Origin of the sequence: Streptomyces sp. SBT349 (genome assembly GCF_001083795.1) — a bacterium.
GTDB lineage: Bacteria > Actinomycetota > Actinomycetes > Streptomycetales > Streptomycetaceae > Streptomyces.
Window position 1 is genome coordinate 1 of the sequence record NZ_LAVK01000666.1, and the last position, 1,434, is coordinate 1,434.

Consider the following 1,434-nt stretch of genomic DNA (forward strand, 5'->3'; position numbering starts at 1 on the left):
CCCTGCCCCTGGCCGCCACGGCCTGAACGGCGCGGGGTCGGCGCGTTCGGCCGCTGTTGTCCCCCGGGCCCCCGGCGCCCCAGGTGTGAGTCGGCCGGGACCGGTTACCTTCGGGAGCATGGATGCGCGAGAGACCGGATACGACGAGGCCGCCGCCGAACGGTGGGACCCGGAGCCGGACAAGCGGCCGGGCCGCACGGCGTTCCAGCGCGACCGGGCCCGCGTCCAGCACTCCGCCGCACTCCGCCGCCTCGCGGGGAAGACCCAGGTCGTCACGCCCGACGGCCCGGAGGCCGACGCCGCCCCCCGCACCCGCCTGACCCACTCCCTGGAGTGCGCGCAGATCGGCCGCGACCTGGGCGCCGCGTTCGGCAGCGACCCCGACGTCGTCGAGGCCGCCTGCCTGGCGCACGACCTCGGCCACCCCCCGTTCGGCCACAACGGCGAACGCGTCCTGGACCGCATCGCCGCGCCCTGCGGCGGCTTCGAGGGCAACGCCCAGTCCCTCCGCCTCCTCACCCGCCTGGAGCCGAAACGGTTCGCCGGCGCCTCGGGCCACTCCGTCGGCCTCAACCTCACCCGCGCCACCCTTGACGCCGCCACCAAGTACCCCTGGCCGCGCGGCGCGCACCCCCGCGACCCCGGGTCCCTCAAGTACGGGGTGTACGAGGACGACCTGCCCGTCTTCCACTGGCTGCGCGAGGCGGCCCCCGGGCAGCCCGCGGGACGCCGCTGCTTCGAGGCCCAGATCATGGACTGGTCCGACGACGTCGCCTACTCCGTCCACGACCTGGAGGACGGGCTGCGCGCCGGGCACCTCACCCCGGCCCTGCTGCGCGCCGAGCCGGAGCGCGACGAGGTGTTCGCCGTCGCGGCCAAGCGCTACGCGCCCCCCGGCACCGAGCACGCCGCCCTCACCGCCGCCCTCGACCGGCTGCAGGCCCAGGAGTGGTGGCCCCACACCTACGACGGCGGCGTCCTCGCCCAGGCCCGGCTGAAGGACGCCACCAGCCAGCTCATCGGCCGCTTCTGCCTCGCCGCGGAGCGCGCCACCCGCGCGCGGTACGGCCCGGGGCCGCTGCGCCGCTACGCCGCCGAGCTGGTGGTTCCCGAGGCGACGCGGCTGGAGTGCGACGTGCTCAAGGCCGTCGCCGACGTCCACGTCATCCAGCGCCCCGACCAGGAGCGCCTGCGGCAGGAGCAGCGCGCCGTCCTGGGCGGGCTCGGCGAGGCGCTGGTGGCCCGCGCGCCCGAGGGGCTCGGCCCGCAGTACGCGGCCCTGTTCGCCGCCGCCACCACCGACGGGGAGCGGCTGCGCGTCGTCGTCGACCAGCTCGCCGCGCTCACGGACGGCTCGGCCCGCTCCCTGCACGCCCGGCTCGCGGCCCGCTGACCGAGCCGGTTCCGCCCGCCCCCGCGTCCACCGCCTCCACC

At 77.4% G+C, this 1,434-nt stretch carries 1 protein-coding gene; it reads left to right on the forward strand.

All coding sequences use genetic code 11. The annotated features are described in order from the left end of the window. The first annotated feature begins 118 nt into the window (after window positions 1-118). Entirely contained in the window at window positions 119-1,393 is a 1,275-nt protein-coding gene (locus ADY01_RS35660) for a deoxyguanosinetriphosphate triphosphohydrolase (protein WP_049581043.1), read from the forward strand. Window positions 1,394-1,434 lie beyond the last annotated feature (41 nt).